This window comes from Intrasporangium flavum, from assembly GCF_001956915.1.
In the GTDB taxonomy this organism is placed as follows: domain Bacteria; phylum Actinomycetota; class Actinomycetes; order Actinomycetales; family Dermatophilaceae; genus Monashia; species Monashia flava.
The window spans coordinates 79,135-91,523 of the sequence record NZ_MLJO01000002.1; the positions used below are offsets into that span (position 1 = coordinate 79,135).

Here is a 12,389-nt window from a genome sequence, read left to right on the forward strand (position 1 = left end):
GCGATGGGGTGGGAGGTGGCTCAGTGGCCCGGGTCGTGGGCGGCGGCCCGGTCGGTCCGCGGGTCGGCGTGCTGGCCGTGGGGGACCACGACGTCGTCGGCGCTATCGCCCGCGTCGGGGTAGAGGGCGAGCGTCACCCCGACACCGACGGCGAGCCCGAGGAGCTGCGCGACGACGAAGCCGGGCACCGAACCCGGGGCGATGCCGGCGAAGGTGTCGGTGAAGACCCGGCCGAGCGTGACTGCCGGGTTGGCGAACGACGTGGAGCTGGTGAACCAGTACGCCGCACCGATGTAGGCCCCGACCGCGGGCGCGGCGAGGGCGGCGCGCCCGGTGCGGGCCAACGCGAACACCAGCGCCACGAGGCCGGCACTCGCGACGACCTCGCCGATGCCGTGCCCGACAGTCATGCGGTCGGTCGACGAGATCGCCGTGCCGACGCCGAACATCGCGTTCGCGAGCAGCGCGCCGCAGACGGCGCCGAGCACCTGGGTCACCGTGTAGGCGCCGAGCTCGGCGGGGCGCAGCCCGTGACCGCTGCGGCGGCCGAGGAACCAGTCCGCGGCCGAGACGAGCGGGTTGAAGTGCGCGCCGGACACCGGTCCGAACAGCAGGATCAGCACGGCCAGGCCGAGCGCCGTGGCGATGCTGTTCTCCAGCAGCTGCAGGCCGACGTCCTGCGGCGACAGGCTCTGCGCCGCGATCCCCGAGCCGACGACGACCGTGACGAGCATTGCGCTGCCGAGGAACTCGGCCAGGAGTCGGCGGGGGAGAGCTGTGGAGGTCGTCACCCGACGATGTTGACGCGTCCGAACCAGTCAGTCAAACTTGAGTCAATGAATGTTGAGCGAACTGACGAGCTTGCGCGCCGGGCCCGCGCCCATGCGGCGCTCGCGGACGTCACCCGCCTCCGGATCATGGACCGGCTCTCGGTCAGCGACGCGGCGGCCTCCGAGCTCGGAGCCCTCCTCGACGTCCCGTCCAACCTGCTCGCGCACCACCTCAACGTGCTCCAGGACGCCGGCCTCGTGGCGCGCCAGAGGTCCGAGGGTGACGGCCGCCGCACCTACGTCACCCTGACGCGGGACGCCGTTCTCGCGACGAACGCATCGGCCGGCGACCTGCGACGCCCCCGACGCGTCCTGTTCGTCTGCACCGCCAACACCGCCCGCTCGCACCTCGCCGCCGCGCTGTGGCGCCGGGCCAGCCCGATCCGGGTCGCCTCGGCCGGCACGCAGCCCGGCGACCGGGTCAACGAGCGGGCCGTGGCAGCTGCCGCACGCCACGGCCTCGAGCTGCCCGACGTCCGGCCGGCGCTGCTCGAGGACACCGCGCGCGCCGGCGACCTCGTCATCACGGTGTGCGACCGCGCCCACGAGGAGCTGCGCGGCGCCGACTGGGCCCACTGGTCGGTCCCCGACCCGGTCGTGGCGGGTGGCTCGAGGGCCTTCGACCGGGCGCTCGACCGGCTGGCCGGCCGGGTCGCCGCCCTCGCACCACGCTTCGCCCCTGCGCGCTGAGCGACCCGCGGGACGGCGACGGCCCCGGCCCCACGGGGACCGGGGCCGTCGGCCTCCTGAGCGTCGGTCAGGCCGACTCGCTCGGCCAGGACTCGAGGTGGAGCGCCTCGTGCCCGTCGCGCAGGGCGGTGAGCGTCTCGTCGGTCAGGGGCACGTCGGTGTCGGTGACGACGTAGCCGAGCTGGCCACGCGTCGCGAGCGATTGGCCGACGACGTTGACCCCGGTCGCGGCCAGCGTGTTGTTGATCGAGGCGAGCACGCCGGGGATGTTGTGGTGCAGCAGCGCCATCCGGAAGGAGCCGTCGCGCGGCGTCGGGAGCACCTCGGGCAGGTTGACCGACAGCGACGTCGCGCCCTCGGCGATGTAGCCGCTCAGCTTTCCCGCGACGAAGGAGCCGATCTCCTCCTGGGCCTCGGCGGTCGACCCGCCGACGTGCGGGGTGAGGATGACGTTCTCGAGGCCGCGCAGCGGCGACTCGAACGGATCGCCCTGCGCCTTCGGCTCGGTGGGGAACACGTCGATGGCCGCACCGGAGAGGTGGCCCGAGAGGATGTGGTCGCGCAGTGCCTGGTCGTCGACGACCATGCCGCGCGAGGCGTTGATGAACACGGAGCCGGGCTTCATCATCGCGAACTGCTCGGCGCCGAAGAGGCCGGCGTTGCCCGGCCGGCCGTCGACGTGGAGGCTGACGACGTCGGACGCCTCGAGCAGCTCGTCGAGCGAGCCCATGCGGCGGGCGTTGCCGTGCGCCGGACGGTCGGCGGTGTCGAAGAAGACGACGCGCAGGCCGATGGCCTCGGCGACGTTCGACAGCTGCGTGCCGATGTTGCCGTAGCCGACGATGCCGAGGGTGCGGCCGCGGGTCTCGTAGGCGCCCTTGGCCGACTTGTCCCAGATCCCGTCGTGCATCTTCTGGGTCTTCTCCGGCAGGCGCCGGGCCAGTGCGATGACCTCGCCGAGGACGAGCTCGACGACGCTGCGGGTGTTGGAGAACGGGGCGTTGAAGACGCCGACTCCGAGCTCGGTGGCGCGGCCGAGGTCGACCTGGTTGGTGCCGATGCAGAAGCAGCCGATGGCGCGCAGGTCGGGGGCGGCGTCGAGCACGGCCGCGGTGACCTTCGTGTTCGACCGGATGCCCAGCACCGTGACGCCCTCGAGGGCCTCGATGAGCTCGTGCTCGCTCAGCGATCCGGAGCGGGTCTCGACCTCGAAGCCGTTGCGGCGGAACGCCTCGGGCGCGACGGGGTGGACGTTCTCCAGCAGCAGTACCTTCACGCGTGTCTCCCTCGGGGGCTTCCCGCACGGTGCGGGGCGCCCGAACTCTTGGTGGGTCTCGGTATCAGGGTGCCCCAGCCGGCGGCCGGGGCGCGATCTCGTGCGCGGGCTGAGACGCGCCGCCTCGGTGGTGTCACGGCTCGGCGCCCGTGGTGGCTCGCTCGAGCGTCCGGGCGAGGGTCCGGGCGAGCAGCTCGCCGGTGTGCTCGAGGTGGTGGCGCATGGCCGCCTCGGCGTCGGCGCCGCGGCGGTCCAGGACGGCCGTGACGATCGGCTCGTGCTCGTCGCGGATCTCCGCGAGGGTCCGCCCCGCGGTCGTCGTCGGGGGTCCGAGCAGTGCGGTGGTGGCCCGGAGCCGGTCGATGATCGCGGCGGCGCGCTGGTTGCCGCCGGCGCGCATCAGGGTGTCGTGCACGGCGTGGTCGGCGACCCAGAACTGCTGCTCGTCGGCGGCCCCGCCGTGCTGGCCCAGCGCCGCACCCATGGCGTCCAGCGCCGCGCGGATCTCGGCGTGCTCGGCCTCGGTGCCCTGCTCGGCGGCGCGGCGCGCGGCCGGCGGCTCGAGCGCGAGGCGGATGTCGATGATCTCCTCGATGTCGCGCGCCTGCGGCGTGAGGACGCGGAAGCCACGGTTGCGGTCGATCCGCACGAGCCCCGCCTCCGCGAGGCGCAGCAGCCCCTCGCGGACCGGGCTGCGCGAGACGCCGAGCAGGTCGGCGAGCTGGTAGACGGAGTACGTGGCGTCCGGGACGAGCTCGCCGCCGATGATCCCCGCGCGCACGGCGTCGACGACCGCGTCCGCGAGGGAGGGGGCGCCGTGGGGCAGGCTCAGCCGGGGCATGCGTAACATGTTACTCATGGACGAGCCCGACGCGAACGTGGTGCAGGCGCTTTCCCGTGCCGGCCTCGACGTGCACGCCGATGCCGGTACTCGCAGCATGTACGCCTCCGACGCGTCGCTGTACCGGATCCCGCCGCTCGCGGTGGTGCGCCCGCGCAGCGTCGACGACGTCGGCGCGACTCTGGCCGTGGCGCGGGAGACCGGCATCCCGGTCACCTCGCGCGGCGCCGGCACGTCGGTGGCCGGCAACGCGGTGGGGCGCGGCGTCGTGCTCGACTTCTCGCGGCACCTCAACCGCGTCCTGTCGGTGGACCCGGACACCCGCACGGCGGTCGTCGAGCCCGGCACCGTCCACGCGGTGCTCCAGAAGGCCGCCGCGCCGCACGGCGTCCGGTTCGGGCCCGACCCGTCGACCCACCCGCGATGCACCATCGGCGGGATGATCGGCAACAACGCCTGCGGCTCCCGGTCGCTCGCCTACGGCCGCACCTCCGACAACGTCGCCGGCCTCGAGCTGCTGACCGCCGCCGGCGAGCGCCTCGCCACCGGCTACGACGACGCCGGGGTGCCGTTCACGCGGGGCGCCGAGGACGTCGTCTCCGGCGCCTGCGCCGTGATGGCCCGCCACCTGTCGACGGCACGCACCGAGTTCGACCGCTTCGGCCGGCAGGTCTCGGGCTACGCCGCGCACCACCTGCTGCCCGAGCGCTTCGACCTCACCCAGGCCCTCGTCGGCTCCGAGGGGACGCTCGGCGTCATCACGCAGGCGACCGTCCGGCTCGTCGTCGACGCGCCCGTCCGGGTCGTCGTGGCCCTCGGCTTCGCCGACATCGTCGCAGCCGGCGAGGCCGCGCCCGCGGTCGTGGCCCACGGGCCGACGTCCTGCGAAGGCCTCGACTCCCGCCTCATCGACGTGCTCCGGGCCCGGCGCGGCCCCGGTGCCATCCCGCCCCTGCCGCGCGGGCGTGCTTGGCTCTTCGTCGAGTTCGCCGGCGACGACGCCGGTGAGGTGGTCGCGCGCGCTCGGCGGCTCGTGGCCGAGAACATCGCCGACGACGCGGTGGTCGTCGAGGACCCCGCCGTGCAGGCCCGGCTGTGGCGGATCCGCGAGGACGGCGCCGGGCTCGCCGGTCGCGCGCCCTCGGGCAAGCCGGCGTGGCCCGGGTGGGAGGACGCGGCCGTGCCGCCCGACCGTCTCGGTGAGTACCTGGCGGCCTTCGACGAGCTCGTCGGCTCCTACGGCATGACGTCGGCGCCCTTCGGCCACTTCGGCGACGGCTGCATGCACGTGCGCCTCGACCTGCCCCTCGACCAGCCCGACGGCACGAAGGTCATGCGCGAGTTCCTCACCGAGTCCGCCCGCCTGGTCGGTGGGTTCGGCGGGTCGCTGTCCGGCGAGCACGGCGACGGCCGGGCCCGCTCCGAGCTGCTGCCGCACATGTACTCGCCCGACGCCATCGCCCTCTTCGGCGGCATCAAGCACGCGTTCGACCCGGGCAACCTGCTCAACCCCGGGGTTCTCGTCGACCCCGATCCGGTCGACGCGGACGTGCGGCCCGCCGGCCACTTCCCGGTGCGCAACCTCGCGATGGCCTACCCCCACGACGGGGGCGACCTCGCCCAGGCGGTGCACCGCTGCACCGGCGTCGGAAAGTGCCGGGCCGACAACTCGGGCGCCGGCGGAGTCATGTGCCCGTCCTACCTCGCCACCCGCGAGGAGAAGGACTCGACGCGAGGCCGCGCCCGCGTCCTGCAGGACGTCGTCCGCGGCGAGCTGCCGTGGTCGCACCCGTCCGTCCACGACGCGATGGACCTGTGCCTGTCGTGCAAGGGCTGCGCGTCGGACTGCCCCACGGGCATCGACATGGCCACCTACAAGTCGGAGGTGCTGCACCAGACCTACCGTCGCCGACTGCGCCCCCGCTCGCACTACACGCTCGGGCGGCTGCCGATGTGGGCCCGGCTGGCCGGGCGCGTCCCGGCTCTCGCCAACCGGTCGCTGACGCTGCCCCTCGTCGCGCCGGTGGCGCTGTGGCTCGCCGGTGTCGACCGGCGTCGTTCGATCCCGGCGTTCGCCAGGCGTCCGTTCCGCCGCAGCTTCTCCGCGCGGTCCTCGGACCTGAAACCTGTTGTCCTGTTTGCCGACTCGTTCTCCGACTCGTTCTCTCCCGAGGTCGCCGAGGCCACGGTCCGGGTGCTGCGCGACGCCGGGTACGAGCCGCGCCTGCCGAGCGGCTCGGTCTGCTGCGGCCTCACGTGGATCACGACCGGACAGCTGGACTCGGCGAAGAGCATCCTGCGCCGCACCGTCGCGGCGCTGGCCGACGACGCCCGCGCGGGCCTGCCCATCGTCGGGATCGAGCCCTCGTGCACCGCCGTGCTGCGCTCCGACGTGCACGAGCTGCTGCCCGGCGACGACGACGCCGCGCTCGTCTCCTCCCGGGTCCGCACGCTCGCCGAGCTGCTCGCCGAGACGCCGGGCTGGACGCCGCCCGACCTCACCGGGACGCAGGTCGTCGCCCAGCCGCACTGCCACCACCACGCGGTGCTCGGGTGGAAGACCGACGCCGACCTGCTCGTCGACACCGGGGCCACGGTGCAGACCCTCGCCGGCTGCTGCGGGCTCGCCGGCAACTTCGGCGTCGAGATCGGCCACCACGACGTCTCGCTCGCCGTCGCCGCCCAGAACCTGCTCCCCGCGCTCGACGCGTCCCCGGACGCCGTCGTGCTCGCCGACGGGTTCTCGTGCCGCACCCAGGTGGCCGACCTGCGTGACCGCCCCGCCGTGCACCTCGCCCAGCTCCTCGACCCCGACGCCCCGAGTCGCCGCCCCCCGCACACACCCTCGGCCTGAGCCGTGCCTCGCGGAGGGCCTGCGCACACGTCAGGTTCTTCCGTTGTCGACGGTGCCCGTTTCTGCCGATACTGGCGGCATGGGGACGCAGGAATCGGAACCGGGACAGGAGTCGCTCCGACGCCTCGAGCAGCTCGAGGCCCGGGTCGACGCCAACCGCGCGGACATCGATGCGCTCATCGCCAGGAGCGACGGCGCCGACGTGCGGGCGGACGCCAGCGAGGCGCGGGCGGACGCCAGCGAGGCGCGAGCGGACGCCAGCGAGGCAGCGGCCGGTGCGAGCCGGCAGCGGGCCGACGAGGACCGCGCCAGGATCGGCGACCTCGAGGCGCGGGCCGACGTCGACCGCAAGCTGATCACCGAGCTGCAGGCCGACGGACTGCTCAACCGCGGGCAGGTCGAGCAGCTCGAGGAGGCGCTGCGGACCTCGCGCACGATCGGCGCGGCCATCGGCATCGTCATGGCGAACCGGCGCGTCGACGAGCGGTGCGCCTTCGACGTGCTCCGCACGGCCAGCAACCTCCGCAACCGCAAGCTGCGGCTCGTCGCCGAGGACGTCGTGCTGACCGGGGCGGTGGACGACCTCCCCGTCCTCTAGCGACGAGCCGCCGGGCTCAGGCCCCGGACGGCACGAGCGCGTCGTCCTCCGCGGTCACGGCAGAGTGCTCGATGCGCTCTTCGGCGGCCCGGGACGCGCCGCGCGGGATCGACAGGGCGATGACGGCTGCGAGAGCGGCCACCCCCGCGCCGATGAGCAGGCCGACGCGGAAGCCCGCCTCGCTCGGGAGCGCGATGCCGCCACCGACGTCGGTGGACAGGTTCGCGAGGACGACGCCGACGACGGCGGCCGACACCGACGTGCCGATCGAGCGCATCAGGGTGTTGAAGCTGTTGGCGGAGCCGGTCTCGGACAGCGGCACCGAGCCCATGATGAGCGCCGGCATGGCGCCGTAGGCGAACCCGACACCGGTGTTGGTGACGCAGACCGCGACGAGCAGCCCCCACGTCGAGCCCATGAGCGCCACGGCCGAGAGGTAGCCGAGAGCGACGACAGCGGCGCCGACGGCAAGGGTGGTCCTCGGCCCGCGGGCGTGCGACAGGCGGGCGCCGAGCGGCGAGACGAGCATCATCATGAGTCCGCCGGGGGCCATCCACAGGCCCATCTGGAGCATGTCCTGACCGAGGCCGTACCCGGTGGTGGTCGGCAGCTGCAGCAGCTGCGGCACGATGAGCGACTGCGCGTACATGGCGAACCCGATGACGACGGATGCGAGGTTGGTCAGCAGCACGACGGGGCGGGCCGTGACGCGGAGGTCGACGAGCGGGTCGGAGGTCCGCAGCTCGAACCAGCCCCAGGCGAGGAGCACGACGACGGCGCCCCCGAGCAGGCCCAGGGTGCCGGCGCTCGTCCAGCCCCAGTCGGCGCCCTTGGACACGCCGAGCAGCAGGCAGACGAGTCCGACGCCGAGGCCGACGGCACCCACGGGGTCGAAGCGGCCGCGGGCGGTGACCGGGGTGGCCGGGATGACGAGGAAGATGAGCACGGCGATGGCGACGGCCAGGACGGTGGCGCCCCAGAACAGCATCCGCCAGTCGGCGTACTCGGCCACGGCGGCGGCGACGGGCAGGCCGAGCGCGCCGCCGATGCCCATCGAGGCGCTCATGAGGGCGATCGAGGTGCCGAGGCGCTCTGGCGGGAGCAGGTCGCGCATCGCGCTGATGCCGAGCGGGACGAGGCCCATCGCGGCGCCCTGCAGGGCTCGGCCGGCGATCATCGGGACGACCGAGGTGGCGAGGGCGCACACGAGGGACCCGGCCACGAGCAGCACCGAGCACGCGAGCATGACGCGACGCTTGCCGTAGAGGTCGCCGAGGCGGCCGCTGATCGGCGTCGCGACGGCGGCCGCGAGCAGTGTCGCCGTGATGACCCACGTCGCGTTCGACGAGGTGGTGTCGAGCAGCCGCGGCAGCTCGCCGATGAGGGGGACGACGAGCGTCTGCATCACCGCGGCGACGATGCCCGCGAAGGCGAGCACGGCCACGACTGCCTCGGTGCGGACGGCAGGCCGTCGGGTGGGAAGGGATGTCTCGATCACGAATGTGTACTGTACATGTGACATGCACGATGCACAATTTGTGTAGCCTGCACGTGGGCAGCTGCCCCGATACCGTGGGGCGGCGACCCCGACGACATCGCACGACACCGCACGACACCAACGACACGACAGAGGACGACATGGCCAGGGCACGACGACGCACCGAGGCGCTCGAGCTCGAGACGATGCTGCTGTCGCGCTACCTCATCCCGAACCGACGGTTCTCCGGCCAGCACTCGAGGCGTCTGGAGCGCAGCTGGTACACGCTGCTCAGCCGCATCGTCGCGCAGGGGCCGATGTCGCTGAACGAGCTGAGCGAGGCGCTCGGCCTCGACGTCTCGACGCTCAACCGCCAGACCGCCGCGCTGACCAGGGCAGGTCACCTCGAGCGCGTAGCCGACCCCGACGGCGGGATGGCGCGCAAGTTCCGAGCGACGCCCTCGGGCACGGCCGACCTCGAGGCCGACCGGCGCGCCAACGCCGAGGGACTCGGGACGGTGGTCGCCGACTGGAGCGACGACGACGTGGCCGACCTCGTCGCCCTCCTGCGGCGCTTCAACACCGACCTCGAGAACCTCGACGGCCGGCCTTGGCCGCGCGCCTGACCCTCGAGCCGCGTCTCACCCGGCCGTGACGGTGAGCGACACGACGGTGACGCGTCGCCCGGAGCCGCCCGGTGACTCCACCGACAGCCCCACGTAGCGCGCCGTCGTGCCGAGGGCGAGTGAGCCGAGCTGCGTCCCCGGTCCGATGCGACCGACGCGTCGGAAGCCGAGCCCGTCGTCGGACACCTCGACCGTGCCGAAGCCGGGTGCGGTGCCCCAGTCGACCACGGCCTTGCCGAGGGCACGGGCCTCGCCGAGGTCGACGACCATGCGGCCCGACCCGGTGACGGCCCAGGCCGTCGAGTCCGACCCGTCGACGGCGGCCGCGGGGGAGGTCATCGTCGGGGGGAGCGGCGAGGTCGGGAAGGTCTGCCGGGCGAGAGCGAGGTCGTCCAGCGGGTAGGCCCGTCCGCCGACGCGGACTGTCACGGTCCGGGCGCGCGACACGGTCGCCCGACGGCGCTGACCGTCGGCGAACACGACGTCCACCTGCGCGTCGATTCCCTTGAGCCGCAGCGTGACCGCGTCATCGACGGTCACGATGAGCCCCGACGGTGGGCGACCGCCACCGACGGCCGACACGGATGCGCGCGGCGCCAGCACGACGCCCGACGCGGCGGCGACCGACGCGCGCAGCACCGTGCCGTCGCCCGAGACCTCCTGCGTCCCCTCGAAGCAAGGAACCGGACCGTCGGCCGCCATCGCGACGTCGGTGTCGACGGCGTCACCGGTGAGGTTGACGACGCTGAGCAGGCCTCCGGCGAGCGACGCGGTGACCCCCGGTGCGCTCGGTCGCGGAGCTGACGCGTCGGCGGCGTCCGCGAGGCGCGCGAGGTCGGCCGAGCGCACCTCGGGAAGCCCCTCGACGACGATGCCGGTGCTCCCGGCGGCGGGGCCGGCCGACAGGGTGAGGATGCTGTCGCCGACCTCGATCGGGTTCGAGCCACCGCGTACGAGGAAGCCGACGCGGTCGTCGATCCCGACCCAGCGCGTGCTGCGCAGCATCCGCGGGTAGGAGGCGCGCGTCGTCCACGACGACCCGTCGTCGGAGGTCTGCACGACGTAGGCCCGGCCCGCCGCGGCTTCCCAGTCGATCGTCACCTGGCCGACGGCCGTCGGAGCGCCGAGGTCGACCGCGAGCCAGCTGTCGGCGCGGGACCGGTCGGTACGCGACACGGCCCAGCGCGTCGAGGAGTCCGCGTCGGTGGCGAACGCCGCGCCGCGGCCGGTGTCGGCCGACGACGCCGTGGTGGCGTGCCGGGCCGCGAGGTCGGCGCCACCCGCGACTGTGCGCACCTCGAAGGAGATGACCGAGTAGCCGTACGTCGGGTCGGGCGTGACGCCGAGCATCCGGACGTACCGCGCGGTGACCGAGCCGGGGACGTCGACGACGTCACGACGCGCGACCCCGGTCGGCAGGCCGCCCTGGGCGTCGGCGGCCTTCGCCTCGAGCGTTCCGTCGGCGGTGACGAAGGTGCGGCTGCCGTCGAGCCCGCGCACGCCCGGCATCGTCAGGTTGTGCAGGCCGAAGGTGCCCTCGCGGTCGGCGACGCCCGAGCTCGTCATGACGACCTCGCCGCCGGGGAGCGTCGCCAGCGCGACGCGACCGGCGGAGCCGAGCGTCAGCACGGTGACCGACGCGTCGTAGCCGTCGCGCGCGGCGACGTACGTGCGGGCGCTGCGGGCGGTGACGCCGAGGTTGGTGCGCGGGAGGTACATCGGCGAGGTGCCGCCGAGGTTGAAGAACCAGTCGTCGTGGTCGGGCTGCCACGCGAGCTTGACGAAGCCGGGCTTGCTGACGGCGCCGGCCCACGCCTTCGGGCTCTGGTGCGACACGATGCCCGGCCCCTCGCCGAGGTCGACCGCGCCGGTGCCGGCGGCGTACAGCTCGGCGGACGTCAGCGGCTCGGGAGCCCCGCCGCGGGCGGCGCGCCACTCGTGCAGCAGGAAGCTGATCGCGACCTCGGCCCGAGCCTCGGGCTCGTACTTCGGCTCACCGGAGAACTTCGTCAGCCGGTGCTGTGGCGCGTAGTCGAGGTAGGGCAGCAGCCGGTCGGCGAGGTCGGCCTCGGACCGGGCCGCTGCGCGGTCGCCGAGGACCTGGGCGAGGAAGGCGAGCGGGATGACGTCACGGCCGTAGAGGTGCTCGCGGTCGTCGACGAGCGGCATGAGCGGCTCGCCCGAGTCGCTCATGAAGCCGACGAGCCGGCTCCACAGGGCGTCGCCGTTCGGCTGCGCGGTGAGCACCTCGGGCAGCGGGCGGCCGGCCACGAGGAAGTGGACCGAGTTGCGGCCCGACGTACGCCACATCTCCGACTGGTAGTGCGGGCCGAAGGAGCCGTGGTTCTCGACGACGAACGCGTCGTAGACGTTGTGGGCGGTGTTCATGAGCACCGGGACGCCGTCGACGACCGCGGGGTTGGCGGCGTCGGCCTGCGGCAGGCTGCCCTCGTTGCGGCTCCAGCGACCGTACGCCGCGAACCAGTCGTTCCAGCGGGCGTCGTCGGACGCCCACGCGAGACCGGGCGCGATCGACTGGGCGTACACGCCCATCTCCTCGAGCTTCGTGTCGCCGACCCAGCCACCCTTGAGGCCATTGGGGGTCCACGAGCCCGAGGCCGGGTCGTTGCCGGTGCCGAGCGAGGTCGTGTACGCAGCCTGCCCGACCGCGATGGCCTGGTACGCGTCACGGGTCTGCTCGTCGAGCTCGTCCCAGAGCAGGCGTGCGGCCAGCTGGACGTAGAGCTGGAAGGTCGTGTCGAAGAACAGCGTCTTGCCCCATGCGGTCCCGCCGACGACGCGGTTGGCGCCGGCGAAGTACTTGAGGCTGGCGATCGTGCGGGAGCGGAGGGTGGCCTCGTCGATGCCGGCCTCGTCGGCGTCGAAGCCGCCCCGCGTCAGCAGGACCGCGTGCCCGAGCACGACGGCGAACCCGAAGTCGGTGGTGCGGTAGTGGCCGGCCGTCGCGTCCCATTGTGTCTCGGACCAACGGGTGTGGCGCAGCAGGGCGCGATGGTAGGTCTGCGCCACGGCGTCGGAGTCGAGCCAGCCGGCGGGCGCGGCGAGGGGCGTGGGTGCGCCGAAAGCCGACGCGGGGGAGGCCTCGGCGAGGGGCAGGCAGACCGCGACACCTCCCGCTCCGAGGAGCCCGAGGAACCGGCGACGAGAGGTGACGACCGTTGTCATGGCGCGATCCT

At 73.7% G+C, this 12,389-nt stretch carries 9 protein-coding genes; 4 read left to right on the forward strand and 5 right to left on the reverse strand.

Going from position 1 to position 12,389, the window contains the following annotated elements; genetic code table 11:
• Nucleotides 1-20 precede the first annotated feature (20 nt).
• Nucleotides 21-791 carry an aquaporin gene (locus BIV28_RS01290; RefSeq protein ID WP_076258624.1) on the reverse strand — a complete coding sequence of 257 codons (771 nt, stop codon included), beginning with the start codon at nt 789-791 and terminating at the stop codon, nt 21-23.
• A 45-nt stretch (nt 792-836) separates the two neighbouring features.
• Between BIV28_RS01290 and BIV28_RS01295 the strand changes: the two genes are divergently transcribed.
• Nucleotides 837-1,520 carry an arsenate reductase/protein-tyrosine-phosphatase family protein gene (locus BIV28_RS01295; RefSeq protein ID WP_076258626.1) on the forward strand — a complete coding sequence of 228 codons (684 nt, stop codon included), beginning with the start codon at nt 837-839 and terminating at the stop codon, nt 1,518-1,520.
• 67 nt (nt 1,521-1,587) lie between these two features.
• On the opposite strand, the gene serA is transcribed toward BIV28_RS01295, so the two are convergent.
• Together serA and BIV28_RS01305 are read right to left on the reverse strand one after the other, a co-directional pair.
• The gene (serA, locus tag BIV28_RS01300) at nt 1,588-2,796 is read right to left on the reverse strand and encodes a phosphoglycerate dehydrogenase (RefSeq protein WP_076258627.1); all 1,209 of its coding nucleotides are present in this window, start codon (nt 2,794-2,796) and stop codon (nt 1,588-1,590) included.
• Between the two features lie 133 nt (nt 2,797-2,929).
• Nucleotides 2,930-3,637, reverse strand: coding sequence for a GntR family transcriptional regulator (locus BIV28_RS01305; protein ID WP_076258629.1), 708 nt, complete (start codon nt 3,635-3,637; stop codon nt 2,930-2,932).
• A 16-nt stretch (nt 3,638-3,653) separates the two neighbouring features.
• Between BIV28_RS01305 and BIV28_RS01310 the strand changes: the two genes are divergently transcribed.
• Nucleotides 3,654-6,491, forward strand: a complete 2,838-nt coding sequence (locus tag BIV28_RS01310) for an FAD-binding and (Fe-S)-binding domain-containing protein (protein ID WP_076258630.1) — start codon at nt 3,654-3,656, stop codon at nt 6,489-6,491.
• A gap of 79 nt (nt 6,492-6,570) precedes the next feature.
• A complete protein-coding gene (locus tag BIV28_RS01315; RefSeq protein ID WP_076258632.1) occupies nt 6,571-7,089 on the forward strand; it encodes an ANTAR domain-containing protein in 519 nt (172 codons plus the stop codon).
• A 16-nt stretch (nt 7,090-7,105) separates the two neighbouring features.
• On the opposite strand, the gene BIV28_RS01320 is transcribed toward BIV28_RS01315, so the two are convergent.
• Entirely contained in the window at nt 7,106-8,587 is a 1,482-nt protein-coding gene (locus tag BIV28_RS01320) for an MFS transporter (RefSeq protein ID WP_242652713.1), read from the reverse strand.
• 140 nt (nt 8,588-8,727) lie between these two features.
• Between BIV28_RS01320 and BIV28_RS01325 the strand changes: the two genes are divergently transcribed.
• The gene (locus BIV28_RS01325; protein WP_076258636.1) at nt 8,728-9,192 is read left to right on the forward strand and encodes a MarR family winged helix-turn-helix transcriptional regulator; all 465 of its coding nucleotides are present in this window, start codon (nt 8,728-8,730) and stop codon (nt 9,190-9,192) included.
• Nucleotides 9,193-9,207: 15 nt separating this feature from the next.
• On the opposite strand, the gene BIV28_RS01330 is transcribed toward BIV28_RS01325, so the two are convergent.
• A complete protein-coding gene (locus tag BIV28_RS01330; protein ID WP_076258637.1) occupies nt 9,208-12,378 on the reverse strand; it encodes a discoidin domain-containing protein in 3,171 nt (1,056 codons plus the stop codon).
• Nucleotides 12,379-12,389: the final 11 nt, after the last annotated feature.

Excerpts from the sequence above, each read along its gene's own strand:
- BIV28_RS01295 (WP_076258626.1), top strand. The coding sequence starts at position 837 with ATGAATGTTGAGCGAACTGACGAGCTTGCGCGCCGGGCCCGCGCCCAT.
- BIV28_RS01305 (WP_076258629.1), bottom strand. The coding sequence starts at position 3,637 with ATGCCCCGGCTGAGCCTGCCCCACGGCGCCCCCTCCCTCGCGGACGCG.
- BIV28_RS01310 (WP_076258630.1), top strand. The coding sequence starts at position 3,654 with ATGGACGAGCCCGACGCGAACGTGGTGCAGGCGCTTTCCCGTGCCGGC.
- BIV28_RS01315 (WP_076258632.1), top strand. The coding sequence starts at position 6,571 with ATGGGGACGCAGGAATCGGAACCGGGACAGGAGTCGCTCCGACGCCTC.
- BIV28_RS01325 (WP_076258636.1), top strand. The coding sequence starts at position 8,728 with ATGGCCAGGGCACGACGACGCACCGAGGCGCTCGAGCTCGAGACGATG.
- BIV28_RS01330 (WP_076258637.1), bottom strand. The coding sequence starts at position 12,378 with ATGACAACGGTCGTCACCTCTCGTCGCCGGTTCCTCGGGCTCCTCGGA.